The sequence below is a fragment of the Bacillus basilensis genome, from assembly GCF_050630465.1.
Classification (GTDB): domain Bacteria; phylum Bacillota; class Bacilli; order Bacillales; family Bacillaceae_G; genus Bacillus_A; species Bacillus_A basilensis.
The window spans coordinates 378,776-401,583 of record NZ_JBNTQO010000003.1; the positions used below are offsets into that span (position 1 = coordinate 378,776).

Here is a 22,808-nt window from a genome sequence, read left to right on the forward strand (position 1 = left end):
TATATAAAATTATTTGTATAATAATAGGTGAGAACTATTTTCAAAAGGGAGGTGTATAGTTAATGAAGTTAGTTATTCCGAAGCAACATGGTGCATGGGCCATGCTTGTTATACCATTTCTATTAAGTGTTATTCTTGGGAAACCTACTATGTATCATATCCCATTGTTTTTAGCTTGGTTCTTTATCTATTTAGCTACGTATCCATTTCTTATGTACATAAAACAAAAACGAAAAAAAGAGTATTTACATGCTTCAATTGTATATTTTATCATCGCTTTCGTATTTGGGATGATTTCTCTATTATATGAATGGCGCATTCTTTTATTCGTAGTGGTAATGATTCCCTTATTTATAGTAAATATGTATTACGCTCGTCAAAAGAATGAAAGAGCATTACTAAATGACATTAGTGCAATTATTGTTTTCTGTATAGGTGGTTTAGTTAGTTATTATTTTTCAATGAAGCTTCTAGATAAAACAGCAGTATTTATTGCGCTTATTTCATTTTTATATTTTTTAGGAAGTACGTTTTATGTGAAAACGATGATTCGTGAGAAAAATAATCCGAAGTATCGTTTTATATCTTGGGGTTATCATATCGTGTTAACGATCATCGTATTTGCTATCAATCCGTGGTGTTCTCTTATTTTTATACCAAGTGTCATTCGAGCAATTATATTGTATGGCAAAAAAATTTCAATTATAAAAGTAGGGATTTTAGAAATTGTTAATTCTGTATATTTTTTAATCATAACGGCAATAATTATGAAGTATGCCATTTGAAAAAACTTCCCATCAATTGATGGGAAGTTTTTTCAATCTTGTTCTAAAATGTGAACGGTGTAATCGCAGCGTTGAATAGCTTGTTCGATCGCATAAAGGGATTGCTCAATACGAGCACGATTAAAATCTTTTTCAACAGTCTGTAGTGCTTCTTCTAAACAATGTTTTGCTTCTTGTAACGATTGAAAAGAATCTTGTACATATCCGCGAGCATTTTGATGCATTTCATACTCCTCCTTGAATACTCATATATATATAGTATGAACAGTAAGGAAAAAAATATAATTTGTTATATTTGTTTGACAATTAAAGTGAAATTACGTATAGTAGGTTTTAAGTGAATATTTTCTTATCCAGAGAGGTGGAGGGACTGGCCCGATGAAACCCAGCAACCGCGATGCAGGTGCTAATTCCAGCAGAACATATTTGTTCTGGGAGATAAGACGAAGATATATACGTAACTTCTTCTTATCGGAGAGGTTTTTTTGTTGCAAAAAAACCGATTACGAAAATTTATATTAAGAAGAAAGGGGTTGCGCATTACTGTGACACTCGAAAAATACGTAAAACTGCGTAGTACAGTTTATGAATATATGATAGAGCAAGATAAGCCAATATCATTGTTAGATATTCAAGAACATATCGTTTCGCATCATGAAGGAAAATTCACGAAAAAGATGTTACATCAATTTTATTTATCAAGGCTATTAGATGAACTGAAACTGGATGGGAAAATTACATTAGCTGATGAATATCTCTATACTGAAAAAGGGGTATTTTATAAGGCGAGAAAAGGGAGCTAAGCTCTCTTTTTTTTGAAGTATGTAGAGTAAAAGACTGCTTAAGCAGCCTGATACAGGGAATGGTGTTGAGTGTGTAGTGTCAAAGATTGAATGTGCCTGAAAGAGGCACTTCATATCGGCTGCAAATGAAAAGAGACACCTCCGCCGAATAGGTGTCAGTCGTTTTGTCACATAGACTTGCTATTTGACAGTTATTAGAATAACATGCAGGGGTTGTGGAAGTCAAAAGGGAATTAAAGGAAGAGGTGCTATTATGTACGCTTACTTATTAAATGATATAACGAAATGGATTCCTAAATACATTATGGATAAAGGTTATGAATATTATGAAGAAGGACATGTAGAAGATGTTGAAATACAAGACAAAAAAGTATTTGCTTTCGTTACTGGAAATGCAGGAAACTATGAAGTGATTATTGATCTTGAAGATTTTACAGAAAGTAGCTGCGAGTGTCCGTATGAGAATCTTTGCAAGCATATGGCGGCAGTTGTTTATGATATTCAAGATGCTGGTGAGAGTAAGGTGAAAGAGAAACTGAAAGATTTAGAAAAGGAAGAGTTAATCACAGTATTAAATCGTTTGTTGCAAAGTTCGAAAAACGTGCAAATTGTAGAGAAGATGTTAAAGAAGGGGAAACTTTAACTTATAGAGGGAGTTGTTTGGCAGTGAATGTACTAATTGTATACGCTCATCCTAGTCCTTCAAGTTTTAACAAGGCGATTTTAGATCATGTACAAAAAGGACTACAGGAAACAAATCATTCAGTTACTGTACTTGATTTATACAAAGAACAATTTGATCCAGTCCTTGTTTTTAATGAAGAGAAGAAAAGGCGTGATTTAGTAAATGAAGAAGAAACAGCTCGGTATAGAACGTTAGTGGAAGAAGCGGATACTCTTCTCTTCATTTATCCAATATGGTGGTGGGGGATGCCGGCTATTTTAAAAGGGTTTATTGATCGCATATTCGTAGCTGGATTTGCTTATAAATATGAAGGTGCCCTGCCAAAAGGGTTATTGAAAGGTAAGAAGGCGTGGGTAATTAATACATTAGACTCACCATTATGGTACGTCGCACTATTATATAGATCAGCAGATTGGATTATGATGAAGAGAGGTATTTTACGTTTTTGCGGAATTCGCGATATAAAACGGTCAGTTTTTCAATCTGTGAAAACGAGTAAACGAGAGAAGCGGGAAAAGTGGTTATTACAAATAGAAGAAAAGGCTCGTACATTATGAATGAAATGGAATGTATTATAAAATGTTGTGGGTATGATAACGAACTTTTACGAACGTATATTACATGTTTACTTCAATTGAAAAAATGTAGCGCAACATTTCAGCAAATTCAAATAGAGTTAAGGAATGATTATTTAATAAGAGGAATTTGTGAGAGAGAAGTTGATGAAGTAGTACGGGGAAGTAAAGAATATGAAATACATTTTCTTCCTAAAGTATTACAGTGGAATTTCTTGAGGGAAAATCCACATCTGATTGAAAAAGTATGTGAAGACTTTTTTGCATGTGAGGCATTACATCTTACGGATATAGAGTGGAGAGGTATTATAAATTGCATGGGAAATAAATAATTTATTATGTAAAAAAGCTAGTATAAAACTAGCTTTTCGTTTAAATAAATAGGAAACATAGACTTATGACAAATCCTGCATATAGTAAGTTGACAACGCAAAATCCCATAATATCACGAGCGCCTAAACCGGCTATCGCTAATGCCGGTAATGCCCAGAAAGGTTGAATTAAATTCGTCCAAGCATCGCCCCACGCAATTGCCATTGCTGTTTTTGCAGCAGGTACACCAAGTTCAGCACCAGCTGGAATCATAATTGGTGCTTGCACTGCCCATTGACCACCTCCTGATGGAACGAAAATATTAACGATGCCAGCACTTAAAAAAGTAAAGAGGGGGAAAGTCGTTTCGTTTGAAATGCTAATAAAGAAATTAGAAATAGCTCCTCCAAGTGAAAGTCCTTCACTATTTGCTCCAATCATCATCCCCATAATTCCTGCGTAAAACGGAAACTGAAGTAAAATGCCAGAAGCACTTTTCGTAGAATCTGAAAAAGCACGAATATATTGAATTGGAGTGCGGTGAAAAATAAGACCAGCAATTAATAACATAAAAATCACGATATCGAGAGTAAGGTTAAAACCTTTCGTATAAAAGTAATTGAAAATATAAATGAGACCTAACAATCCAACGCAAAGTGTAATGATGATACTATTTTCCATTTTTTCAGCGAACGTATTTTTTCCTACCTCTTGAGCGGCAGCTTCCTCATGGAATACGCTAGGATCTACTGTTATTGTATGTTTTGCATCTGGATGCATCGCCTTATTAATGAGAGGCATCGTAACTAAAAAGATAATAACTGGAACGAGAGCGTATGGTGAGAATAACGTTTCAGTTATAGGAATCGCTTCTTTAATACTTCCAGCTGTCGTTTTGATTAACGTTTCGCCGCCTGTTGCTAACGTAAGAGGAATAGAAGCAGAAAGCCCCGCATGCCAAATGAGAAATCCAGAGTAAGAAGAAGCAATGGCTAGTCTATAATCTAATCCTTCAAGCTGCCTCGCTACTTCCTTTGCATATAAAACAGATACAACAATACCAAATCCCCAGTTTATGTATGCCCCTAGTAAACTTACGATTGAAATGGCAATAATACCTTGTCCATTCGTTTTCGGTAGTCTTGCCGCGTTCGTTAATCCTTTTTTAATAAGAGGTGCGTTTGCTAAAGCCGATCCTGTCACGAGTACAAGTGCCATTTGCATAGAAAAGGCGAGAAGCCCCCAAATGCCATCACCCCAATGAGTGATCATCTCGACTGGTGTTTGGTGAGTTGCAAACATGCCGAAGAAGATAACAAAAACAGTTAATAAACATGATAAAATAAACGGTTCTGGCAAGAAACGTTGCACCAAGACGACGCAACCATTTGTAAAAGAACGAAACAAAATAGATCAACCTCCTTATGTATATGTATTACAATTATTCGAGGTTGATTCGTTCATAACCTTTTATAATTAGAAAATTCTGATATTTTTAGAGGGATTGAAATATTGTCAAGAAGAGTAGTACCATCATCATCTGACAGAAAAAGTTGCTTTTCCTCAATATGAAATATTGCATATAAAAATGAATTGATGCAAATGCAAAAGCTTATTATAATGAAAGCATAAATATTCAACACATCTTAATACAGCAAAGAGGAGGAAGTAATATGGAAATCGCAATGGCAGTTTTAAAATTTTTAGGTGGAGTAATTCCTTTAGTCCAAGAACTTTTAAAAGCGTTTATGTAAGTTTATTCGTTAGCTATCATGTATCCATCGTTATTATATCTTTACTAAAAAAGAATGGGGTGATTTTTCTGAACATTAAGAAAAATACCAAGAGAAGAAAGTTCTTTACATGTTTATTAGTTAGTCTATGCACTCTTAATTATTCATCTATTTCTTTCGCAGAAACACAAGCGGGTAATGCAACTGATATAACTAAAAATGCTAGTAGCATTGATACTGGTATAGCAAGCCTTAAATATAATAATCAAGAGGTTTTAGCTGTAAATGGTGATAAGATAGCGAGTTTTGTTCCGAAAGAAAGTATCAATTCAAATGGTAAATTTGTAGTAGTGGAACGCGAGAAAAAATCACTTACAACATCACCAGTCGATATTTCAATTATTGATTCTGTAGCAAATCGCACGTATCCAGGAGCTGTACAACTTGCTAATAAAGCTTTTGCAGACAATCAACCGAGTTTATTAGTGGCTAAGAGAAAACCTTTGAATATTAGTATAGACTTACCTGGCATGAGAAAAGAAAATACAATCACTGTCCAAAATCCGACATATGGTAATGTGGCTGGAGCAGTAGACGATTTAGTATCTACTTGGAATGAAAAGTATTCTACAACACATACGTTACCTGCAAGAATGCAGTATACAGAATCTATGGTTTATAGTAAATCACAAATCGCAAGTGCTCTTAATGTTAACGCTAAATATCTTGATAACAGTCTAAATATTGACTTTAATGCGGTTGCAAATGGAGAAAAGAAAGTGATGGTGGCCGCATATAAACAAATATTTTATACTGTAAGTGCTGAACTACCTAACAATCCATCTGATCTCTTTGATAATAGTGTTACTTTTGGTGAGTTAACTCGTAAAGGAGTAAGTAATTCGGCTCCACCTGTTATGGTTTCAAATGTAGCTTATGGTAGAACGGTTTATGTAAAATTAGAAACAACATCTAAGAGCAAAGATGTACAAGCTGCTTTTAAAGCTTTACTTAAGAATAACAGCGTTGAAACGAGTGGAGAGTACAAAGATATTTTTGAAGAAAGTACCTTTACTGCTGTAGTATTAGGCGGAGATGCGAAAGAGCATAACAAGGTTGTTACAAAAGATTTCAATGAAATCCGAAATATCATTAAAGATAATGCTGAATTAAGTCTTAAAAATCCAGCATATCCAATTTCATATACAAGCACTTTCTTAAAAGATAATGCAACTGCTGCTGTTCATAACAATACAGATTATATTGAGACGACAACTACAGAATATTCAAGTGCAAAAATGACACTTGATCATTACGGTGCTTACGTTGCTCAATTTGATGTATCTTGGGATGAATTCACATTTGATCAAAATGGTAAAGAAGTATTAACACATAAAACATGGGAAGGTAGTGGCAGAGACAAAACGGCTCATTACTCTACAGTTATCCCTCTTCCACCAAATTCAAAAAATATAAAAATCGTAGCAAGAGAATGTACAGGTCTTGCATGGGAATGGTGGAGAACCATTATTAATGAACAAAATGTTCCATTAACAAATGAAATAAAGGTTTCAATTGGAGGAACAACATTATACCCAACTGCTAATATTAGTCATTAGGTTGGAGTAAAGCGCCCTGGTTATAGGGCGCTTTTTTACTTGTTTGAAAGAATATTGGTGTTTTTAGATGTATCATAATCAATTCGCAAATCTTGTAATCATATTTTTTTATGGCTGTATCAATGTTATTAATGATTGCATTCCCCATTATTAAATCCCCATAAATGTAGCCTATCTTAGGTTGATAGTGATGCATGGTGCCTCCATGTATATAAGTGCATTTTGTCGAAATTATTAAAAAGGGGAATTTTTCTATTTGAAGAACTAATAATTGATTGTCAATATGTATTAGAAATCTCAATCTAAACTAAAGGAGAACAAAATGGGACAAAACAATAAGGGCTTTTCTGAAACAGGATTGCGCAAAATGCGCAATATATTGGCGTGGCATGTCGATTCTGGAAAGATTCCTGGGCTCGTCGCCTTAGTCAGCCGAAACGGTGAGACGCATGTCGAAGCGCTTGGAACAATGAGGCATGATGGTGGTGTACCAATGCGTCGGGACACGATTTTTCGATTGGCGTCCACTAGCAAGCCAATCGCAGTTTCACCAGTAATGGTTCTGCTCGATGAGTGCAAACTGCATTTAGACGACCCAGTAGACAAATGGCTACCGGAACTCGCCGACCGGCAAGTGTTGAAACAGCCCGATGGCCCGCTAGAAGAGACCGTCCCAGCACGGCGTCCTATCACTGTACGAGACTTGTTGACCTCCACATTCGGGCTCGGGGTGGATCTCACGTTGATGGGTTCTCCAATCATGAGCGCGTTCTTTGAGAGTGGGATATTCGACACGCCAGGGCAGGATATGCCTGATCCAGATGAGTTTATGCGTCGCCTAGGTGGACTTCCGCTAAGCTATCAGCCCGGAGAGCGGTGGCAGTATCATATCAGTATAGAAGTAATCGGCGTTCTTGTTGCCAGGGTCACGGGTCAGACGTTCGAGTCGTTCTTGCACGAACGCATATTCGATCCGCTAGGAATGAAGGACACTGGATTCTACGTACCTCAGCTCAAGATTGATCGGCTTCCACCAGCCTTCAACCCCAATCCGCAGACAGGTGAATTCATCGTGTGGGATGAGGGGGCGGATGGACGTTATAGCAAACCTCCAGCATTCCAAGCAGGCGGTGGTGGACTGCTTGGAACCGTCGACGATTATCACGCGTATTTGCAGATGCTTTTGAATAAAGGGATGCACGGTACTAAACGGATCCTGTCTAGGCCCGCAGTCCAGCTGATGACCACCAACCGTCTTACTCCGGAACAACAAGTATACCGAGACGATTTGGCCAAAAATAACGTCCATTTGTCGTTCGGACAAGGGATCCAAGGCGGCTGGGGCTTTGGGATGGCGGTGCGTACCTATCTTGGAGACTACGCGTCTATTGGTCAATTCGGCTGGGATGGTGGAACCGGTACTTCAGCTTACGCTGATCCAGATAAACAGTTTATTGGAATTCTGTTCACCCAGGTTGGGATGTCCACTCCGGCCCCATCGCATCTTATCCAAGACTTCTGGACTACGGCCTATCAAGCAATCGAAGACTAGGGTACGTTTAAAGGAAAACGCCAAGACGGATAGATAATCATAGGCTTGATGGCCACGATCAACACCATGGTTAAAAGTTAGGATAGGACCGTGTTGGAAGTACTGCGGTAACAGTTAGGCATTATTAATAATAGCACAACAAAAAATCCTCTTGGATGCAAGAGGATTTTTTTATTGGGAATAGTAAGGACGAGAGGAGGTGCATTACATATGGGAAAAGGTAGAAGTAATAATGCTGGTAAAAAGCAACCGAATTTCGATGATTCATCTAATTTCGCTAAACAAAGCTAACCGACAGAAAAGAAGAAGAAGTAAAAAAAGGATCTCTCTTGATAAAGAGAGATCCTTTTTTTAATATATTGACGTTTCGGCACAACATATCGATTGCTCAATCAAATAGTCATTATAGTCATTCATGCAAGGCTTAAACTCCTTCGAAGGGACAGGTTGTGAATCTGTTGTAGGTGAGTGGGATAATGGGAAACTTCTTTTTTATAAGGATAAGGATAAAATAGGAATCTCACAAATTAAAAAATTATATGAGGCATACTTTGAAATGTTACGATTTGAAATGAATGTTCTTGGTTGTAAGGCGACTGAATTAAGACATCTTATAGGTCGTTTAGGTGAATTTTTTTGTGTTCTTTATATGAATGGTGAGCTATCCAAAGTGACGAATCAGCATGGATATGATGTCATCAAAGAAGGGAGAAGAATAAGTGTTAAAACAACTGCCCAAGAAAAAGGTTTTATTACGATCAATCAAAACACATTCGACCAATTTGATGACTTCTTCGTAGTTCAGTATAAAGATGATGATTTGAAACTATTATTTTATGGGCCAAAGGAAGAGATTCCATCGCTTAGACCATATGGGAATACTTATGAGGTTGATATAAATTCTTTAAAAAGAGTAGAAAAGACACTCCTATAGGGTGTCTTTTTAGCAGAAGTAAACAGCTCCAACAATGATTCTTCAGCTTTGTAATTGTTATAGGAATCATATGAAACAAAAAATATTAGTGCTCAGTGACTAATATTTTCTATCCGGCCCCATCAAGCTAAAAAAGAATATATACAAACATAGCCTTATACAATTGCATTTAACTTTATTTAAATCTTTATGTATAAGTGTTATTTTATACATTCACTTGATTGTTAAATATGCAGGTATGATTCTCAACGCTCTTATGTTTTACCTGTTTTGAGTTAAAAATAAGAAAATTCGCAATGTTAGTTGTATATATTGTGTTAAATATTGTAAAATGAAATGGTACCAAAAAAACTAAATTGGTACCAAAGGTTTAGGGGGCGAATTATGAAACAAAGAATAGTAACAGAAACCATTCATCAAATTCAAACGAAGGGGTTTACATTTACAATTAGTGATTTAGCAAAACAATTAGCTGTCAGTAAGAGGACAATCTATGAGCACTTCTCTTCAAAAGATGAAATAGTAGATGAAGTTATTCGTAATGTAATAGAAAATATTCAAGAAAAGGAAAAAAATATCGCTGAAGATGATACGTTACAAACAGTTGAAAAAATAAGGCTCATTTTAATTTGCATTCCACAACAATTTCAATTTATGGATGCACGTTTATTAGTAGAACTAAAAAAACATCATTATTACCAATGGTTAAAATTAGATCAGTTTTTACGTGAAGGCTGGTCTACTGTAATCGGTTTAATAGAAGAGGGAATGAGAGAAGGAAGCATAAGAAAAATTCAAATTCCGTTTTTTATTGAAGTGTATTTGGGGGCACTGAATCGCATATATGATCCTATGTTTATTGAAAAGAGTGATTATACATTGGGAAGTATGCTTGAATCGATTATGGACATGTTACTATATGGCATTTCTAATTCGAAATAAAAGGTGGGAAAATAGTGCAGTGGATTTATTTAAGTTTAGCAATTTTATTTGAAGTAGCGGGTACAACTGCGATGAAATTATCTGATGGATTAACGAAACTAGTACCAAGCATTCTTATTTTTGTATTTTATGTAGTAAGTTTTACATTTCTTTCATTTGCATTAAAAGGGATGGAAATGTCCGTTGCATATGCGGTTTGGTCAGGTATGGGAATTGTAACGATTACAACAATTGGTTTTATTTATTTTGGGGAAAGTATCAATATAATTAAGATACTAGCAATTCTTTTTATATTAATTGGAGTCGTAATTTTAAATTTTAATAGTGCTGCACATGAAGCGAAGAAAAAAGAAATAGTGGAGGAACGTATACATTGAATCGATTAAAGTATTTTTTCCTTATTACTGATCTTGGATTTGTTGTATATTGGCTCATAACAATTTTTCATATGATTCCGCAAGAATATTTGTTTAAAGATTATGAAGACCCAATTTTAGTAGCATGGAACTGGTCTTTTTTACCCTTGGATTTGTTAATCTCGTTAACGGGACTTTTAAGTTTGTATTTGTATTCTAAACAAAAACATATTTGGAGCCACTTTGCATTTTTATCATTAATTTTAACTTTTTGCTCAGGGTTACAGGCTCTAGCATTTTGGACAATCCGTTTAGATTTTGATATTTCTTGGTGGATCCCTAATTTATATTTATTAGTTTATCCATGCTTCTTTTTAAAAAGTGTTTGGAGAGAGTGTGGATGGTATGAGACTAACATGAGAAAAGAAAGAAAAGAATTCATGTAATATAAGAAAGATTGGATCTTTAAGCACATTCGAATTCTAGATGCAACAACATTTCAGCTTCTAGATAAGTTTTTTCGCTAGCCATACAGTAGTAGTCAAAATAATTTTTGAAATGAAGATAGCCGATGATTCCTATGGTAAGGAAACATCGGCTTGTATTATGTATATTGAGTGAGTTCACGTTTCTGGAATAATTGTAATAGCGATGGTCCGAACCGGAGCCTCTATTTCATTATTTTTACTTTGGCTATTGTAGTATTTAATCATTAATTCGTTAAGTTCGTTTTGAAATTTTCCAAAGCGTTCCTCATCTAGCTTTAATTCTACTACAGAAAAAGTAGCAGTATCTTCTTGATTGTTTTGTTCCTCTAATTTCTTAAGGTAACTTTGATATTGTGTCATAAGTGATAACTGATAATAGGAAATGTAGTTTAACTTTTCATCATCAGATAATCCTTTCCATTCACTTTCTTCAATTTTTGCATCTTCTTCATTGATTGCGTAATATTTTTCAGAAACAGATTTTACCTTTTTTTCTTTAATTACATGGACGATACCAGAATCAACCATAGTTTGTAGCTGTCTATATAGTGTTGCTTGTGGTACATTTTTAATGATTTTTACCATTTCTAATGGTGTTAGCCCATCTTCTTTATTTCTCATTAACACTTGGCAAATTTTCATTCTTACCGGATGCATTAAAATTTCAACTTTATTACTCATTATATCACCTTATGTATTGTTTTTTTATTCTCATTATAAATAATGAGAATAATGATTGCAATCCATCCGTTTTTATTTTATCATTATCAATAATGATAATGAGATTTAAAAGGAGTGATGACAATGAAAATACATTATGGATTGAATGATCTTAAAGACATTGATATTATGGCTTTTCTACCCATTATATTGCCAGTTATTGCAGTGGGAGCACTTTTAGTTTTAATTGCATTCATTGATTTATATCGACATAGGAAAACAAGAAAAAATGTACTTGTATGGACGTTAATTATTCTTTTCGTTAATATATTGGGACCTATCTTGTACTTTGTTATAGGGAGAAAGGACAGTGAGAAATTATGAAATTAGAGATTAAAAATGTAACAAAATCATTTAAAGGAAAAATTGCTGTCAATAATTTCTCGATGGAACTGCAAGCGGGGGAATGCGTCGGATTAATTGGACCAAACGGAGCAGGGAAATCCACATTAATAAAAGTAATTTCGGATATTACTAATCCAACTGCTGGTGAAGTTTTATTGAATGGGATAAAAATATCAAAAATGAAAAGTGAAATTGGTTATCTACCTCAATATCCTAATTTTTTTCATTGGATGACAGCGAGAGAAACGCTTACGTTTATGGGCCAACTTTCGGGGTTGAAAAAAGAAGAATTGTCAAAGTCGATTCCAAAAATGTTGGAGAAAGTTGGACTAAAGGAAGAAGAAAATGCAAAGGTTAGTACATTTTCTGGTGGAATGAAACAACGACTTGGTATTGCACAAGCATTATTGCATAAACCTTCGCTTATTGTCATGGATGAACCAGTATCCGCATTAGATCCGATCGGCCGGCGGGAAGTATTGAATCTGATTGAAGAAATAAAAAAAGATACAACCATTTTATTATCAACCCACATCTTAAGCGATGCAGAAGAAATCTGTGAACGATTTGTCATTATAAAAGATGGAACAAAAATAGAAGACACAACGATTACGGAGCTTTTACACCGTAATCGTGAAAATAAATTAATTATTGAAATAACAGCTAAAGATCAAAATTGGATTGAAGTTGTAAAGAAATTACCGTATGTGAAGAATGTAGAAGTGGTTGGGCTTAAAATCAAAGTGAAGGTTGAAAGTATCGAAATAAACAAAAATATGTTACTGCAAAATGCACTCGAACATAAAGTGGACATCGTTAAATTTAAAATGAGCAACGATACTTTAGAAGAAATTTTCTTGAAATTGGTGGTGCAAAAATGAATAACTCAATGGTATTGATAAAAAAAGAATATGTTCAAATGTTACGTGATTTTAAGATTATTTGGCTACCAATTGTTTTTATATTTTTAGGTGCAACACAGCCGATAGTAACTCATTATTTGCCATCAATTCTAGAAGCGTTAGGTGGAGGCCAGGGAATTACAATTGATCTGAGTATGGCAGCGCAAAAAGGGGGCGAAGTATTAGCGACTACTTTGGGATCCCAGTTTGATCAGCTTGGACTTATGATTCTAGTGATTTCTATGATGGGTGCAATTCAAACAGATAAAGCTAATGGTATGTTGGCCTTTATTTTAACAAGACCCGTTACTGTTACTTCATATGTAGGTGGGAAAATAGTGTCAAACTATTTAATGGTAGCGTTTAGTGTAACAATTGGATACGTAGCTTCTTATCTATATGTAAATTTTCTTTTTACTGCCGTTCCATTTGCACACCTAATTACTGGATTACTATTTTATCTAATTTGGGTTCTTTTTATCGTATCTTTCACAACAATGATAAGTGCTATTTTTCACAGTCAAGGTATTATTGCATTAATTTCAATTGTTTTCCTTTTAGCCTGCAGAGTAATCGTCGGTTTGAATCCAATACTGGATCAGCTTAATCCAGCCGGTATGAGTAAGTATGCAATGGAAACGTTAGTCACGGGGGTAGTAAATTCAAACGCAATAATTACTGGATTACTAACTATAGTGTGGATTTTATTGACACTCTTCGTAACGTATTATTGGATTGCTAATAAAAAGTTTCATTATGAATAACCGTGATGAGGGTAGTGGTTTCAAATAAAACAACGCAATAAGAAGAAGCTTCCACTATTGTGGAAGCTTCTCTAAATGATGTGCAATATCAATATACATGTTGGAGTAAACTGAATGTATTTCATTACTTGGCGTAGCGTTAGAAGAGAAGTGGACAATTACCATATTTGCTTTCGGATCGATATAAAGTGTTTGTCCGTAACTACCTAACACTTCGAAAGCACCTTGTTCATTGTGCGGAATCCACCATTGATTATGATAAGAAATAGAAGCACCAGTGCCAATTGCAAGTTCACCTTTTTGGACATTTTTTATACTTTCTGTAATAGAGGAAGGGAGGAGTTGTTTTCCGTTATATTCCCCGTTATTTAATAGTAATTGCCCGAATCTCGCCATATCTCTAGCAGTTGCATTTAAACCAGCGCTTGCTTGTTCTACTTTTGTTTCATCTGTTACGTAATATGCGTTTTCTTCCATACCAATTTGAGACCATATTCGTTCGCTAACATTTTCCGCTAATGATTTACCAGTGATAGTTCGAATAACCCAAGCGAGCGTTTCCGCTGATCCGTTATCGTAAGAAAAACCGGAACCGGGCGGTGCGGTTTCTTCTGCCTCTCGTAACATATCATAAATTTTCATTGGACCGTCGTAGTTTTTACCTCGAGGTAAAATATTGCTCGCTAAATATAGTTGTGCATCTTGATTTTCTAACGCTGGATGTTCATATCCGTGAGTAGGGTATTCTACAGAAACTTGCATGTCCATTAATTGCTGAAGTGTAGCTTTACCGAACGGTGTATTGTTTAATTCTTTTATATAAGTGTCAGCTGTTTTCTCTAAGTCAATACGATTTTCTTCAGCGAGAGATTGTATCATTGCCCCCGTAAAGACCTTTGCTAATGAAGCCATACCATGCGGTTCACTCTCGTTATATCCATTGAAATATTGTTCATATACAAGTTGCCCATTATGTACAACGACAAACGCATCTGTTTTGTTATCGTCTAAAAGTTTTTTTAGAGGAGTTGTATTTCCAAACCTACGCTCCACAGCAAAATCGTCTAAGTTTTGCAATGCGGAAGGGAAGTAAGCAATTTGGTCAGGATTGTTTTTTACGTCATTAATTAAAGTGAATTCTTTCATATGTGTGTACGACCAACGTAAGTAAGGATCATCTAACCAATTTTTCTTCGTCACGTTATTTTTTGATGGGATTGTTTTATTGTGTTTGAAGTATGTAAAACCGAGCCCTGTAATTACAAATATGAATGTAATTATGAGTAAGAGTAGGGGAGATTTTTTTAGTTTCATAGGGGTCCCTCCTTATTATTTCTATTATAAGTATACGCTTCTATTGAAAGAAATACAAAATAAGGAAAGTAAACAGAGAAGTTTACTTTCCTTATTAACGTTAAGCGGAAATTTGTCCGTCTGTACGTTGTTTCTTGAATTTTTGTTTTCGTCCGTGTAATCCATAATAGAGAAGTAAAGTGAACGCAACGATAATAGCTGCGATAAAATACATATTATGGTAACTTGATTTCGCTGCGACGATACCTAAAATGAAAGAACCAAATCCAATACCACTATCAAAGAATGAGAAGTACGTAGCTGTTGCAGAACCACGTCGGTGGTTTGGAGCGGCAGAAATTGCAATTGTTTGGAAGCTTGGAATTAATGTTCCATAACCTAAACCGATTAATACACCTGCGCTTAGGAACCAAAACGGAGTTTGCGCTTGACTTAATGCGAACATCCCAATTGTGAAAATAATAATAGCTGGATAAACAAGTACGTTTTCACCGTAGCGGTCAAAAATCTTTCCTGTAAATGGACGAGAAATTACAACAACAAGTGCATATACAATAAAGAAATAACTTGCAATATCAGCTAAACCGAGCTCTTTCGCATAGATAGGAATAAAGGATAAAATACCACTATAAGAAAAGGCTAAAACAAATCCTGTAAGAGCAATCGGAATAGAGGATGGTTCAATTAAGTCTTTCCATTTCATTTTTTCTCGTTTTTGTTTGCTTACTGGTGCTTCATGCGGAATATTTACAAGTAGTCCTAATAAAAATGCAAGCAATGAAAATACGGAACAAACGATAAATAATACAGTAAATGAAAAATGAGAAATAATTGTTAAACCTAAAAAAGGACCAATTACCATCGGCAGACTCATGAATACGCCGAAATATGCAAGTGCTTCACCGCGTCTATGAGCTGGCGCAACATCAGTTACAATCGTACCAGTTGCTGTTGTCGCCATCCCAAACCCAATACCATGTAAGAAGCGAAGGGCTAGTAATAAAAATAAACTTTGCGCACCGAAATACATAACGGTAGCGGCTAAAAATAGTGAAAGTGAAATAAATAATATTTTCTTTCTTCCTAAATCATCGAGCCATTTTCCTGTGAATGGTCTACATAAAACAGAAGAAATAAGAAAAACAGTTGCAACTAAACCAATTTCCTCAGGTTTTCCTTTTAGACCGTCTATTACATAGACAGGTAGAGTAGTCATAAGCATGTAAAATGTTAAAAAGAGAAATAGACTACTAAAACAAGTTCCGAGGAAATCCTTCGTCCAAAGTTTTTCACTTTGCATCGTCATCCCTCCAATTTAATCTAAGTTTTTAATAATTTGTTGTAACACTTGAAAAGCTTGATGTAAATCATCTTCGTTAATACCTTCTAGCGTCTTTTCTTCGAAAGTATCAACTTCTTCTTGCCATACCGGGATCATTTTTATCGCTGTTTCTGATAAAGAAATGAGCTTCTCACGGCGATCTTTTCCTTCTGTACGAATAATCCATCCCATCGTTTCCATACGTGTTAACGTACGAGTCATCGTTGGTGACTCAACATTTAAATACTGACATAATTCTGTTTGGGTACAAGAACCAGTTTGATTAATACGGAAAATAACAGCCCATTGCGCACTAAATAATCCAGTGGGAGATACGCGTTCATTAAATTTCTTCGTAAACTTGCGAGAAGTCTGGCTGACAATGTGGAAAAAATGTTGTTTTTCGTCCATGTATTTTGATCCTTTCAAATTAGTTACCTAGCTAACTATATACTTTTTTATAATAATTGTCTAGTAATAGACATATTGATTTATGTAAAAAATTCGTATAGCTTTTTGTTGAGAACATATATTCTGCATGTTATTCTTTAAGTAAGTAAAGAATTTTCTTTCTATTGAAAAGAATGGGGGAACTTGTGATGATTAAGCCTGCAACAATGGAGTTTGTTTCACTATCGAACGGAGAAACGATTGCGTATCAGGAAGTTGGAAGGCAAAATACAGAGATTCTTGTACTCATTCACGGGAACATGACATCGTCACAACATTGGGACTTAGTTATTGAAAAACTGCAAGATCAATACCATATTTACGCTCTTGATTTAAGAGGATTTGGTCAATCAACATATAATCAATCGATAGATTCATTACAAGACTTTGCAAGAGATGTAAAACTATTTATCGATCAATTAAAACTAGAGAAGTTTTCATTAATGGGCTGGTCAATGGGCGGTGGTGTTGCGATGCAATTTACAGCGAATCATCCAACGTTTGTCGAAAAGTTAATTTTAGTAGAATCAGTAGGAATGAAGGGCTATCCAATCTTTAAAAAAGATATTAATGGGCAACCGATCGTAACGAGTCTATTAAAAACGAAAGAAGAAATCGCGCAAGACCCCGTACAAATTGCACCAGTGCTAGATGCGATAAAAAATATGAATAAATTATATTACCGTACAGTATGGAACTTATTAATATATACACATAATCAACCTGAACCGGATCGTTATGAAAAGTATTTAGATGATATGTTAACGCAACGTAATTTCGTAGATGTGAATTATGCGCTCATTACATTTAATATTTCGGATGAACATAATGGGGTTGTAGAGGGAAATAAGCAAATTCATCGTATTAAAGCTCCGACACTCGTCATACAAGGTGATAGAGATTATGTCGTACCGCAAGTAGTCGGTGAAGAATTAGCAAAACATTTGCCGAATGCAGAATTAAAATTGTTAGAAGATTGTGGTCATTCTCCGTTTATTGATTGTTTAGATGTATTTATAAAACATGTAGAGGGTTGGTTAGAACAGAAATAATCCCCGAAATGAACGGTGTTGCATATACTATAACATTGTAGGTAAAAGGGGAGATTATCAGTGCATCATCCGCTCTTAATTGCGCATTCGCCATATAATCATCACTTATATACAAAAATAATGATAGATCCGATGTATATGCAAGTTTCATGAGCTATAGTTCCTTTACAAATGCAGCAGCCATCAATAGCTCATGCACATCACCACTTATATGGACCATCATTTTATGAAAATCCATATTTCAAGCACTTTCATTACAATGTGAAAGCACAAGTTTGGGAAGGATAGGAAGCTAAAAGATTCATTGTTTTAGCTTCTTTTTTACTGCGAATATTCGTACACGCATTTGAAGAAACAGTTTATAATGAAAAGTGGACAGCGTGAGAAGGAGAGGGAAAGGGAATGTCAATGCGTTTTACATTTTGGATTATGGTTGGGATTGTAGCAATCTCGGGTTTGTCACAAGGGATGATTTTACCGGCCATTGCAATGATCTTTGAACAAGAAGGGGTTAGTTCAAGTATTAACGGTATTCATGCGACGGCACTATACATTGGGATATTAGTGATCTCACCGTTTCTTGAAAAACCGATGCAAAAGTTTGGAATGAAGCCAATTATCGTTATTGGTGGGTTTCTCGTTATTATTTCATTATTCTTTTTTACACAAACATTTTCGTTTTGGGTATGGTTTATCCTTAGATTTTTAGTTGGAGTCGGAGATCATATGCTTCATGTCGGAACACAAACATGGATCACGACAACATCAGACCCGAGTAAAATAGGGAGACAAGTATCGATATACGGTGTATTCTTCGGAATTGGTTTTGCCGTCGGTCCGTATTTAGCAAGCACAGTTCAGTACGGTCTTGCAACGCCGTTTATGATATCTACTGTACTTTGTCTAATAGGGTGGCTGTTACTATTACCAACAAAAAATGCATTCCCAGCACAAGATGAAAGAGAAGTGAAGAGTGAATCATCATTTTCTCGTTATAAACAAGTTGTTGGATTAGGATGGATTGCGTTACTTGGACCACTTGCATATGGCGTACTGGAAGCAATGTTAAACAGTAACTTACCAGTATACGCGCTTCGAAAAGGATGGTCTGTTTCAGAAGTATCCTTCTTATTACCAGCATTTGCAGTTGGGGGCATTATTACACAAATTCCGCTCGGTATATTAAGTGACAAATACGGAAGGGACCGTATATTAACGTGGACGTTCAGCATAAGTACGGGCATTTTTCTACTGGCAGCCGTATTTGATCAATATTACTGGATCGTCTTTGCCTGCATGTTGTTGGCGGGTATGGTCATTGGATCGTGCTTCTCATTAGGGCTTGGATTTATGACAGATTTATTACCGAGACACTTATTACCAGCAGGTAATATATTATCTGGAATCGCCTTTAGTTTAGGAAGTATACTGGGACCTGTATTAGGAGGCGTATTTATAGAAAAAATACAGTATACAAGCTTTTTTATTGCGGTTATGATTATAATAGGGATTCTCGCGATGTTATATATGATCTACATGAAGAATCAATTCGCATCAAGAAAAATAGAAAGTAGGTTAGGGCATGACAAAACAACCTAATAAAAAGAAATTTGAAGTACTCGAAAATGAAACAATTACAGACTGCTTAGCACGTATGGAACAAGAAGGCTACGCACCGTCTCGTCGCATGGAAGAGCCAATCTTTCATGAAGTGAAGAAAGACGGCAAAACAGAAGTTGAACCGTGCGGTAGAAAAATTGTTTTTGAGGGGAAATTGAAGTAATAAGTTATATAAAAAGAATTTGCTTTCAGGTACAAGTAAGATAAAATATATAGTCACATAAAAAAACGCTGTTGATTCCAATATCAATAGCGTTTTTGTTTTTAATACATATATAGATCAAAATGAATTTCTGCTTGAATCGAACTAGCGAAATCAAGTATATCTTTTTGTAAATACATTGCGGGTGATTCGTTATTCTCCACTTGAATCACTACCATAAAAAGAAACTCTAAACTATATTTCTTCTTGAGATGTTTTAATTGTTCTGTTTTTCCTTCAAGGGATTTTAGAATAACATGCAACTGATTATTTATATCGTATGATTCTTGGTATCCAGTGCTTAAAGTCCAATCCGTCTCTTTTCTATATATGATTTTGGTGGATACAAGATTCGGATTATCACGTTTTGCAACAACATCACCTTTTTTGTAAGTTCTTGTAGGCTCGATACTTAAGGCGTCAGTAATTGCTTCAACAGGGAATATATCACCCGTTGCACTAAAATAAGTCATAACTTTGGTTTTATCCAGAATGGTTCCTCCTCTATTATTAAGATGTCAATCTTATTACATTATAAAAATTTATGGATGTAAATAGAATTTTTATCCTGCTATTTGTGGAGCAAGGCTTCTAATGGGAGAAAAGTAGGTGAGGGCCAATTTTACATAAAATCATGATTAGTGTCGGGGAATAAAAGCTCACTAGTTTCATTGTATTGAATTCCGGCGTTGGGACATTAGTTAAAGCTGATACCTATACCTTTGTAGGAAAGAAAAAATATACAAAAGTAGGATGCTTAAAAATGTATTAATTTGTATGATAAAAACAAAACATATTTTTAAAAATCAGAATGTAGGAGAGGGAGGCGTACATATCATGATACAAAGCATATTTGAAACTCATTTACATGTAAGAAATTTAGAAAAGGCGATACATTTCTATCAAAATAAGTTAGGTTTAACATTAGCAAAGAAACTATTAAAAAGACGAGTTGTGTTCTTTTGGGTAGGAGAAAATAAAAAACAAATGCTCGGATTATGGGAAGTACATACTAATGAAGAGTTTGAGACGAAACACTTCGCTTTTCGTGTAGATTTCGATTTTTTAAAGAATGCTAAATTGTGGTTAGAGAAGCGTGGAATAGAGGTAGTGGGGAGTCAGGGAAAAGGAAATCGAGAACCAATTGTCCAAAGGTGGATGCCAGCTGCAAGCGTATATTTTCTAGATTGTGATGGAAATAAATTAGAGTTTATTTCTATGTTACATGATAATCCAGATGAATTAGAATATGCAACGTATTTAAGTGAATGGGAAGCGGAGCACCAAGAAGAATAAAGTTTAATCAGTGGGAGTTTTATAGCTTTGTATTATGTTAAATAGATAGGAACAAAAAAAATCCCTCAAGAAAAGGCATGTTCTTGAAGGATTTTTTTATGCTTTATATATTTTATATTGCTTGTAACATATTAATGATGTTCACTTTTAGATATTTCAGCGCGTTGAATATAGCCATCAGAGAAGCTGAAATAAAGAGAATAGCTTCCTCGATTATATATGAAGCCTTCACTAGTCATATCTTCTCCGATTCCATCTGGTTCACCAAACCACTCTTTTAATTCGTTAATAGTGATATCCATTTTTACCGATATATATCTAGCGTCTGAAGGGTACATGTCAATATTATAATCGCCGTATACCGCTATATTAGGTGCATCACATTCTGTACATGGTGCTTTTTTCAAAACATCAGGCACTCCATATTCTTTTTTTACGTCAGATAGATCTTTACCTAATACATCTAATTTAAATGGACCAAATGTTCCATTCTGTAAAGCTGTTGTTAACATTTGTTTCATTTCTTCTTTTGAATTGATGTTGAAATTATAATCTCTATTTTTTGCTATTGCATTATAGAAGAATTGTGCATATTGCTCACGCTTCACAAATGTGTTTCCGTTAAAATTACCTGCCTCGTCACCTTGTGCTATACGGTTACTACGCAGTGTATTTACAGCTTCATAAGCCCAATGACCTTTTGGCACGTCTTTAAATTTTCCTTGTTCTTTTGATTCTAAATGAAATGCTTTTTGTAATATTACTGCCATCTCATATCGAGTTAATACATCATCAGGACGAAATGTACCTGTTCCATCACCTGTCATAATTCCAGCTTGCGCAATGGCTTTAATATCTTTTTCAAACATATGATTTGTAATATCACTAAACATATTTCCTTGTTTATCGTCTGCGATTAACCCTAAATGTCGATTGACTAAAGAAGCTACCTGTCCTCTAGTGATGTTGTCCCCAAAACCAAATTTCCCATTTCCATACCCCTTATAAATCCCTGCTGCCGCTAAGTAATCAATAGCATCTTTTGACCAGTGGTCCTTTGGTACATCTGTAAATACAACGTTCGCATTGCTAGCTACCTTATAGCTATTCGTAGTTGTTTGAGCATTTACTGTACCTACCATAGTTGTAGTTGCTAATGCTGCGGTGATTATGAATCCGAAAAATTTTTTAGCTTTGCTTGTTTTCTTTCCCATTTGCGAAAGCCTCCCCAGTTTAAATTAACTTTATTACATATACGTATTACACATTTAATACAACTAAATGCATGCATCGTAATTATAACATGTAAATTATAATTATTTGTCATTTATTTCCGTAATGTGGATAAATTTTTGATAATATAACTGAAAATGTAATATTTGGATAATGGATATTCAGCTCTATTTAATAAGGGTATATACAGTAAAACGTTCTGTTTTCCAATCTACGATAGGAAACAGAACGTATATTTGGTATAATCGAAGTATATTATATGAAACGATGTACATGAGTTTCATATTTACGAAATAAGGTAAGTACTACATAATAATAACTACGCTATAGGATTCAGTTCATGTTATACAAATCAATCGTTAGAAAGGAAAAGAAGTAATGAATCAAATTTCATTTGAAGATTTATTTGAAGAAGAAAACAAACCAGAAAAGGTTGAGGTAGCTGATATACCAGTACCTTTATTGCCATTACAAAAAGATATATTGGAATTAGTGGATTCTGAAGAAATAAGTGCACTTGAGCTATGTGAACAATTAATACGATCCGGCAAAATATCAGATGAAAGATTCACAACGAATAAGCCGAAAGCATATGGACAAGTATGCTTAGTATTAGAAGATTTTGTTAAAGAAGGAAAGCTTATTTTTGTCAAAAGCGATGAGAAAAGAGATAGAGTTTATAAATTAAAAGAAGAAATTTCTAACATATAAGTTGTCCATAGGTAAATGAATGTTTTCTAAGAAGAGAGTTCAGTAGTCAAAGAAAAAGGTGGTATCAATCAAGAAAGATTGATACCACCTTTTT

The 22,808-nt window shown here is 34.9% G+C and carries 26 protein-coding genes, 2 pseudogenes and 1 riboswitch; of the genes and pseudogenes, 20 read left to right on the forward strand and 8 right to left on the reverse strand.

Annotation, left to right across the window (positions count from 1 at the left end):
* Positions 1 to 62 precede the first annotated feature (62 nt).
* Positions 63 to 785, forward strand: coding sequence for a YwiC-like family protein (locus tag ACQVV1_RS08485; protein WP_242254567.1), 723 nt, complete (start codon positions 63 to 65; stop codon positions 783 to 785).
* A gap of 32 nt (positions 786 to 817) precedes the next feature.
* Here the strand turns inward: ACQVV1_RS08485 and ACQVV1_RS08490 are convergent, their stop codons facing one another.
* Positions 818 to 1,009, reverse strand: coding sequence for a hypothetical protein (locus tag ACQVV1_RS08490; RefSeq protein ID WP_000554029.1), 192 nt, complete (start codon positions 1,007 to 1,009; stop codon positions 818 to 820).
* Between the two features lie 122 nt (positions 1,010 to 1,131).
* Positions 1,132 to 1,230, forward strand: a riboswitch (SAM riboswitch).
* Between the two features lie 40 nt (positions 1,231 to 1,270).
* Here ACQVV1_RS08490 and ACQVV1_RS08495 point away from each other — a divergent pair.
* The 4 genes from ACQVV1_RS08495 (at position 1,271) to ACQVV1_RS08510 (ending at position 3,180) form a co-directional block, all read left to right on the forward strand.
* Positions 1,271 to 1,588 carry a hypothetical protein gene (locus tag ACQVV1_RS08495; protein WP_060631563.1) on the forward strand — a complete coding sequence of 106 codons (318 nt, stop codon included), beginning with the start codon at positions 1,271 to 1,273 and terminating at the stop codon, positions 1,586 to 1,588.
* 253 nt (positions 1,589 to 1,841) lie between these two features.
* Entirely contained in the window at positions 1,842 to 2,231 is a 390-nt protein-coding gene (locus tag ACQVV1_RS08500) for an SWIM zinc finger family protein (RefSeq protein ID WP_242254566.1), read from the forward strand.
* A gap of 23 nt (positions 2,232 to 2,254) precedes the next feature.
* Positions 2,255 to 2,830: an NAD(P)H-dependent oxidoreductase gene (locus tag ACQVV1_RS08505; protein WP_242254564.1), complete on the forward strand. Its 576-nt coding sequence runs from the start codon at positions 2,255 to 2,257 to the stop codon at positions 2,828 to 2,830.
* Positions 2,827 to 3,180, forward strand: coding sequence for a group-specific protein (locus tag ACQVV1_RS08510; protein WP_309259125.1), 354 nt, complete (start codon positions 2,827 to 2,829; stop codon positions 3,178 to 3,180). The genes ACQVV1_RS08505 and ACQVV1_RS08510 overlap by 4 nt, the downstream gene beginning before the upstream one ends.
* A gap of 40 nt (positions 3,181 to 3,220) precedes the next feature.
* Here the strand turns inward: ACQVV1_RS08510 and ACQVV1_RS08515 are convergent, their stop codons facing one another.
* On the reverse strand, positions 3,221 to 4,567 hold the full coding sequence (locus tag ACQVV1_RS08515) for a short-chain fatty acid transporter (protein ID WP_242254562.1): 1,347 nt from the start codon (positions 4,565 to 4,567) through the stop codon (positions 3,221 to 3,223).
* 406 nt (positions 4,568 to 4,973) lie between these two features.
* On the opposite strand from ACQVV1_RS08515, the gene alo reads away from it, so the two are divergent.
* From alo to ACQVV1_RS08545, 6 genes and pseudogenes are all read left to right on the forward strand, one after another.
* Positions 4,974 to 6,512, forward strand: a complete 1,539-nt coding sequence (gene alo, locus ACQVV1_RS08520; protein WP_431168754.1) for an anthrolysin O/cereolysin O family cholesterol-dependent cytolysin Alo — start codon at positions 4,974 to 4,976, stop codon at positions 6,510 to 6,512.
* A gap of 322 nt (positions 6,513 to 6,834) precedes the next feature.
* Entirely contained in the window at positions 6,835 to 8,064 is a 1,230-nt protein-coding gene (locus tag ACQVV1_RS08525; RefSeq protein ID WP_431168755.1) for a serine hydrolase domain-containing protein, read from the forward strand.
* A gap of 436 nt (positions 8,065 to 8,500) precedes the next feature.
* Positions 8,501 to 8,998: pseudogene (locus tag ACQVV1_RS08530) on the forward strand (DUF6998 domain-containing protein); the annotation flags it as partial.
* Positions 8,999 to 9,382: 384 nt separating this feature from the next.
* Entirely contained in the window at positions 9,383 to 9,940 is a 558-nt protein-coding gene (locus tag ACQVV1_RS08535; protein ID WP_062923335.1) for a TetR/AcrR family transcriptional regulator, read from the forward strand.
* 14 nt (positions 9,941 to 9,954) lie between these two features.
* Complete coding sequence (locus ACQVV1_RS08540) at positions 9,955 to 10,317, forward strand: DMT family transporter (protein WP_336448357.1); 363 nt, start codon at positions 9,955 to 9,957, stop codon at positions 10,315 to 10,317.
* Positions 10,314 to 10,742 carry a YvaD family protein gene (locus ACQVV1_RS08545; RefSeq protein WP_431168756.1) on the forward strand — a complete coding sequence of 143 codons (429 nt, stop codon included), beginning with the start codon at positions 10,314 to 10,316 and terminating at the stop codon, positions 10,740 to 10,742. The genes ACQVV1_RS08540 and ACQVV1_RS08545 overlap by 4 nt, the downstream gene beginning before the upstream one ends.
* Before the next feature lie 177 nt (positions 10,743 to 10,919).
* Here the strand turns inward: ACQVV1_RS08545 and ACQVV1_RS08550 are convergent, their stop codons facing one another.
* The gene (locus ACQVV1_RS08550) at positions 10,920 to 11,465 is read right to left on the reverse strand and encodes a transcriptional regulator (RefSeq protein ID WP_431168757.1); all 546 of its coding nucleotides are present in this window, start codon (positions 11,463 to 11,465) and stop codon (positions 10,920 to 10,922) included.
* A gap of 123 nt (positions 11,466 to 11,588) precedes the next feature.
* On the opposite strand from ACQVV1_RS08550, the gene ACQVV1_RS08555 reads away from it, so the two are divergent.
* The 3 genes from ACQVV1_RS08555 to ACQVV1_RS08565 are packed head-to-tail and all read left to right on the forward strand — an operon-like array spanning position 11,589 to position 13,515.
* The gene (locus ACQVV1_RS08555) at positions 11,589 to 11,828 is read left to right on the forward strand and encodes a PLD nuclease N-terminal domain-containing protein (protein ID WP_000690914.1); all 240 of its coding nucleotides are present in this window, start codon (positions 11,589 to 11,591) and stop codon (positions 11,826 to 11,828) included.
* Positions 11,825 to 12,730, forward strand: coding sequence for an ABC transporter ATP-binding protein (locus ACQVV1_RS08560; RefSeq protein WP_431168758.1), 906 nt, complete (start codon positions 11,825 to 11,827; stop codon positions 12,728 to 12,730). Before ACQVV1_RS08555 ends, ACQVV1_RS08560 begins: the two co-directional genes overlap by 4 nt.
* Entirely contained in the window at positions 12,727 to 13,515 is a 789-nt protein-coding gene (locus ACQVV1_RS08565; protein ID WP_431168759.1) for a DUF2705 family protein, read from the forward strand. The genes ACQVV1_RS08560 and ACQVV1_RS08565 overlap by 4 nt, the downstream gene beginning before the upstream one ends.
* 54 nt (positions 13,516 to 13,569) lie before the next feature.
* Here the strand turns inward: ACQVV1_RS08565 and ACQVV1_RS08570 are convergent, their stop codons facing one another.
* The 3 genes from ACQVV1_RS08570 to ACQVV1_RS08580 form a co-directional block, all read right to left on the reverse strand.
* On the reverse strand, positions 13,570 to 14,829 hold the full coding sequence (locus ACQVV1_RS08570) for a serine hydrolase domain-containing protein (RefSeq protein WP_431168760.1): 1,260 nt from the start codon (positions 14,827 to 14,829) through the stop codon (positions 13,570 to 13,572).
* Between the two features lie 100 nt (positions 14,830 to 14,929).
* Positions 14,930 to 16,129, reverse strand: a complete 1,200-nt coding sequence (locus tag ACQVV1_RS08575) for an MFS transporter (protein WP_063220952.1) — start codon at positions 16,127 to 16,129, stop codon at positions 14,930 to 14,932.
* Between the two features lie 15 nt (positions 16,130 to 16,144).
* A complete protein-coding gene (locus tag ACQVV1_RS08580) occupies positions 16,145 to 16,561 on the reverse strand; it encodes a MarR family winged helix-turn-helix transcriptional regulator (protein WP_000343680.1) in 417 nt (138 codons plus the stop codon).
* Positions 16,562 to 16,734: 173 nt separating this feature from the next.
* Here ACQVV1_RS08580 and phaZ point away from each other — a divergent pair, with 173 nt between their 5' ends.
* From phaZ to ACQVV1_RS08600, 4 genes and pseudogenes are all read left to right on the forward strand, one after another.
* Positions 16,735 to 17,652: an intracellular short-chain-length polyhydroxyalkanoate depolymerase gene (phaZ, locus tag ACQVV1_RS08585; protein ID WP_431168792.1), complete on the forward strand. Its 918-nt coding sequence runs from the start codon at positions 16,735 to 16,737 to the stop codon at positions 17,650 to 17,652.
* 60 nt (positions 17,653 to 17,712) lie between these two features.
* A pseudogene (locus ACQVV1_RS08590) lies at positions 17,713 to 17,940 on the forward strand (hypothetical protein).
* 114 nt (positions 17,941 to 18,054) lie between these two features.
* Entirely contained in the window at positions 18,055 to 19,251 is a 1,197-nt protein-coding gene (locus ACQVV1_RS08595; protein WP_242254545.1) for an MFS transporter, read from the forward strand.
* Entirely contained in the window at positions 19,235 to 19,435 is a 201-nt protein-coding gene (locus tag ACQVV1_RS08600) for an NETI motif-containing protein (RefSeq protein WP_000166302.1), read from the forward strand. The genes ACQVV1_RS08595 and ACQVV1_RS08600 overlap by 17 nt, the downstream gene beginning before the upstream one ends.
* Positions 19,436 to 19,536: 101 nt before the next feature.
* Here the strand turns inward: ACQVV1_RS08600 and ACQVV1_RS08605 are convergent, their stop codons facing one another.
* Positions 19,537 to 19,947, reverse strand: coding sequence for a DUF4279 domain-containing protein (locus ACQVV1_RS08605; RefSeq protein ID WP_242254543.1), 411 nt, complete (start codon positions 19,945 to 19,947; stop codon positions 19,537 to 19,539).
* A gap of 364 nt (positions 19,948 to 20,311) precedes the next feature.
* Here ACQVV1_RS08605 and ACQVV1_RS08610 point away from each other — a divergent pair, with 364 nt between their 5' ends.
* A complete protein-coding gene (locus ACQVV1_RS08610; RefSeq protein WP_242254542.1) occupies positions 20,312 to 20,770 on the forward strand; it encodes a VOC family protein in 459 nt (152 codons plus the stop codon).
* A gap of 131 nt (positions 20,771 to 20,901) precedes the next feature.
* On the opposite strand, the gene ACQVV1_RS08615 is transcribed toward ACQVV1_RS08610, so the two are convergent.
* Positions 20,902 to 21,984 carry an S-layer homology domain-containing protein gene (locus ACQVV1_RS08615; RefSeq protein ID WP_309259122.1) on the reverse strand — a complete coding sequence of 361 codons (1,083 nt, stop codon included), beginning with the start codon at positions 21,982 to 21,984 and terminating at the stop codon, positions 20,902 to 20,904.
* A 397-nt stretch (positions 21,985 to 22,381) separates the two neighbouring features.
* Here ACQVV1_RS08615 and ACQVV1_RS08620 point away from each other — a divergent pair, with 397 nt between their 5' ends.
* Complete coding sequence (locus tag ACQVV1_RS08620) at positions 22,382 to 22,714, forward strand: DUF3895 domain-containing protein (protein WP_242254540.1); 333 nt, start codon at positions 22,382 to 22,384, stop codon at positions 22,712 to 22,714.
* Positions 22,715 to 22,808: the final 94 nt, after the last annotated feature.

What these genes read in the sequence shown, in the direction of transcription:
- ACQVV1_RS08485 (WP_242254567.1), top strand. Translation starts at nt 63, where the DNA reads ATGAAGTTAGTTATTCCGAAGCAACATGGTGCATGGGCCATGCTTGTT.
- ACQVV1_RS08490 (WP_000554029.1), bottom strand. Translation starts at nt 1,009, where the DNA reads ATGCATCAAAATGCTCGCGGATATGTACAAGATTCTTTTCAATCGTTA.
- ACQVV1_RS08500 (WP_242254566.1), top strand. Translation starts at nt 1,842, where the DNA reads ATGTACGCTTACTTATTAAATGATATAACGAAATGGATTCCTAAATAC.
- ACQVV1_RS08510 (WP_309259125.1), top strand. Translation starts at nt 2,827, where the DNA reads ATGAATGAAATGGAATGTATTATAAAATGTTGTGGGTATGATAACGAA.
- ACQVV1_RS08525 (WP_431168755.1), top strand. Translation starts at nt 6,835, where the DNA reads ATGGGACAAAACAATAAGGGCTTTTCTGAAACAGGATTGCGCAAAATG.
- ACQVV1_RS08535 (WP_062923335.1), top strand. Translation starts at nt 9,383, where the DNA reads ATGAAACAAAGAATAGTAACAGAAACCATTCATCAAATTCAAACGAAG.
- ACQVV1_RS08550 (WP_431168757.1), bottom strand. Translation starts at nt 11,465, where the DNA reads ATGAGTAATAAAGTTGAAATTTTAATGCATCCGGTAAGAATGAAAATT.
- ACQVV1_RS08555 (WP_000690914.1), top strand. Translation starts at nt 11,589, where the DNA reads ATGAAAATACATTATGGATTGAATGATCTTAAAGACATTGATATTATG.
- ACQVV1_RS08560 (WP_431168758.1), top strand. Translation starts at nt 11,825, where the DNA reads ATGAAATTAGAGATTAAAAATGTAACAAAATCATTTAAAGGAAAAATT.
- ACQVV1_RS08565 (WP_431168759.1), top strand. Translation starts at nt 12,727, where the DNA reads ATGAATAACTCAATGGTATTGATAAAAAAAGAATATGTTCAAATGTTA.
- ACQVV1_RS08570 (WP_431168760.1), bottom strand. Translation starts at nt 14,829, where the DNA reads ATGAAACTAAAAAAATCTCCCCTACTCTTACTCATAATTACATTCATA.
- ACQVV1_RS08575 (WP_063220952.1), bottom strand. Translation starts at nt 16,129, where the DNA reads ATGCAAAGTGAAAAACTTTGGACGAAGGATTTCCTCGGAACTTGTTTT.
- ACQVV1_RS08580 (WP_000343680.1), bottom strand. Translation starts at nt 16,561, where the DNA reads ATGGACGAAAAACAACATTTTTTCCACATTGTCAGCCAGACTTCTCGC.
- phaZ (WP_431168792.1), top strand. Translation starts at nt 16,735, where the DNA reads ATGGGGGAACTTGTGATGATTAAGCCTGCAACAATGGAGTTTGTTTCA.
- ACQVV1_RS08595 (WP_242254545.1), top strand. Translation starts at nt 18,055, where the DNA reads ATGTCAATGCGTTTTACATTTTGGATTATGGTTGGGATTGTAGCAATC.
- ACQVV1_RS08600 (WP_000166302.1), top strand. Translation starts at nt 19,235, where the DNA reads ATGACAAAACAACCTAATAAAAAGAAATTTGAAGTACTCGAAAATGAA.
- ACQVV1_RS08605 (WP_242254543.1), bottom strand. Translation starts at nt 19,947, where the DNA reads ATGACTTATTTTAGTGCAACGGGTGATATATTCCCTGTTGAAGCAATT.
- ACQVV1_RS08610 (WP_242254542.1), top strand. Translation starts at nt 20,312, where the DNA reads ATGATACAAAGCATATTTGAAACTCATTTACATGTAAGAAATTTAGAA.
- ACQVV1_RS08615 (WP_309259122.1), bottom strand. Translation starts at nt 21,984, where the DNA reads ATGGGAAAGAAAACAAGCAAAGCTAAAAAATTTTTCGGATTCATAATC.
- ACQVV1_RS08620 (WP_242254540.1), top strand. Translation starts at nt 22,382, where the DNA reads ATGAATCAAATTTCATTTGAAGATTTATTTGAAGAAGAAAACAAACCA.